Source organism: Sphingomonas prati (genome assembly GCF_014643515.1).
Classification (GTDB): Bacteria; Pseudomonadota; Alphaproteobacteria; order Sphingomonadales; family Sphingomonadaceae; genus Sphingomonas_R; species Sphingomonas_R prati.
In genome coordinates this window covers 1-2,297 of the sequence record NZ_BMJP01000020.1, presented here as the reverse complement: position 1 = coordinate 2,297, position 2,297 = coordinate 1, and the positions used below count along the sequence as shown (strand labels likewise).

The following is a 2,297-nucleotide window of genomic DNA, read 5'->3' as shown; positions in this document are numbered from 1 at the left end:
GCTACGCCTCTTTGCCGTGTCGGATGAGCCAAGCGGCGAGGATCAGCCCGCTTGATGCGACAAGGCTGGCGTCATCAGCGCTAATCAGCTCTTCTTCACCAACCACCTTTCCATGGCCCGTTCCTGCTGCATTCCGGAGCTCGTTCGCTGTGTCGATCATGGTGCGGGCACTACTCGCGATTTTCCGTATCGCTCGCTCGCGCTTCGTCGTCGGCGGCGTCGTTCCAACCAGGCCGAGCTCGGTTAAACACCGGGTCGCGAGGTCGGGAAAAGCCAGCGCTTCCACGTTCTTGAAGCCACGACGCTGTAAGATCGTACGCATTGTTGCTTCAAGCAGATCTTTGGTGGTCCCAATCGCCAGTTGAGGGTCGGCGGGGAGGGCTGCGCGGAGACGCGAGGCGTACTGACTAAGATCGATAACATCGTTGACGTCCTGGACCTCGGCGAGTCCGTGTCCTAACGCCTCAAGCAATGGATCTTGTTGACCTTTCCAGAGGTCCAAGAAAGCCGGGTCGTTCTGCTTGAACCAGCGCTGCACAGTCGGTCTCTCGAAAAGATCGAGGACAGCGTCATCATTTTTCTGATCCACTACGTACGAAATTAGCCTTAAGATATTGCCTTCGGCGTCAGCATCTCCCCACTCAATGCTCCGAAAGAACCTGTACTGATGCTCGGCCCATGCTTCCAGTTGATGGAGGACTACGAACTTCTGCCATTCGCTGACGTCTAGGCGAGCAGCTGTTGCCTCAGCCAATTTGACGCGAAGTCGAGCTATGAGCCCATCGTCATCACGTACGTGGCTTGGAACACGTCGGCTTGCTGGCATTCGTGCACTCCCATGGAACCCGCTCCAGTGCCAGTTACACGCACGCAGGATCTCAGCCAACGGCGCTACCGCCAGCCTCGGTCGGCTTCGGCTGCCAACATGAAATGCACGGCTGAAGTTCGGGAGCCGGAAACAGGCCGCGAATGGCCGGGTAGCTGCGATGCCGTTGCACTGGCACAACCTTACAATGAGATTGGCCGCTAGGTGACGCCGCCGCTGTTGGGGGTCTTAATGTTCATCGCGCTCGTAGAAACTCGAGCCGCTGCTGTAATTCGTCCGACAGCCCGCGCCGCCCTTCCCGGTTCGGCAGATACCGGACGTGCCGGATGTGCCGGATGTCGAATGGGATGTCGGCTTCAGATTGGGTGATCGGGATGACCTCACGGCCGAGCGTGTGGGCGATCCCCATCTCATAGAAGACGTTCGCGTTCCGGCCGGTGCAGTCGCAAATCACAACACTGGACCGGTCGATCAAGGACACGACGTCGGCAATCACCTCGGCGCGTTCCCAGATCTCGTCAGCACGCTGACATCGGTATCCGGCGGCCTCCGCCGCCCGGCGGATCGCGCTATAGGTCGAGTTGAAGCCCGCGTCGAAGGGCATCATCACCGACACAAGGTCGGGATCGATCCTTTCGACCTCGTCCAGCGTGAACACCTGTGGCCGCTGCCGCGCCTGCGTTCTTAGCCGGAGCAGGGCCTGGAACAGGTCCACGTCCTTGATCGCCCAATGGTTGCGCGAGAACTCCCAAGCGTCGTCTATGCCGAACTCCTCGCGCACCGCATAGATGTCGCAGTTGCGGATCGGGGGGATGCGGTCGTCGAGACGGTACTCAAGCGTCGCTTGGCCGCCACGGATGCGCGCGGTTACAAGCTCGCCGACACGTGCCAGCTGATCCCCGGTACCCTCAACCATGAAGAGGCAGGGAAGAGAGCGCAGCCGTTCGAAGTCAGGCTCGTCGTCAGGCTTGAACTGCCGGACTAGCTGGCGCTCGGTGCTCTCGAAGATCCGGTCCGCGCCGAGGACGTCTCGTCGGTCGCCCCATGCTCCCGATCTGACGATTAAGTTGTACATGCGAGGACTATAGCGGGCGTCGTCGCCCAGCGCCACGTCGCGCAATCGGGACCACCACCGTGCAGCCTCGCATTGATGCGGAACGTAGCAATTGGCACGGCAGCGACGTCTGGAGCTGAGCAGTGCAGGCGTGACTGGACGGCGGACTTGTGGTGGCATCAACATGCCGCGACTGATCGTCGCTATGACGCCGCTTTATCAACAGGGTCCAATGTGATGCCCCGTAACAAACCGCTCGATGGCCGGATTAGCTTCGCCCAGCGCGAGCGTGCGCGGCGTGGACAGCGCGCGGTCGCCTGCGACGTGTCGGCTCGCCGGAGAGGCAGATTATATCAGATGAACGAGCGGCAGGTTTTCGGCAGGGGGATAGCGCGCGTGAATGGCCGGGATTGGGTC

Annotated in this window: 3 protein-coding genes; 1 reads left to right on the top strand and 2 read right to left on the bottom strand. The window is 60.7% G+C overall.

Annotated features, from left to right (window positions below; translation table 11 throughout):
- Position 1: 1 nt before the first annotated feature.
- Both IEX50_RS17305 and IEX50_RS17300 read right to left on the bottom strand, forming a co-directional pair.
- On the bottom strand, positions 2-826 hold the full coding sequence (locus IEX50_RS17305) for an abortive infection family protein (protein WP_184075380.1): 825 nt from the start codon (positions 824-826) through the stop codon (positions 2-4).
- Between the two features lie 235 nt (positions 827-1,061).
- Positions 1,062-1,946 carry a hypothetical protein gene (locus IEX50_RS17300; RefSeq protein WP_198351347.1) on the bottom strand — a complete coding sequence of 295 codons (885 nt, stop codon included), beginning with the start codon at positions 1,944-1,946 and terminating at the stop codon, positions 1,062-1,064.
- Positions 1,947-2,117: 171 nt separating this feature from the next.
- Between IEX50_RS17300 and IEX50_RS17615 the strand changes: the two genes are divergently transcribed.
- Positions 2,118-2,297 (top strand): hypothetical protein (locus IEX50_RS17615; RefSeq protein ID WP_229674169.1); only part of this gene is annotated, 180 nt, incomplete at its 3' end.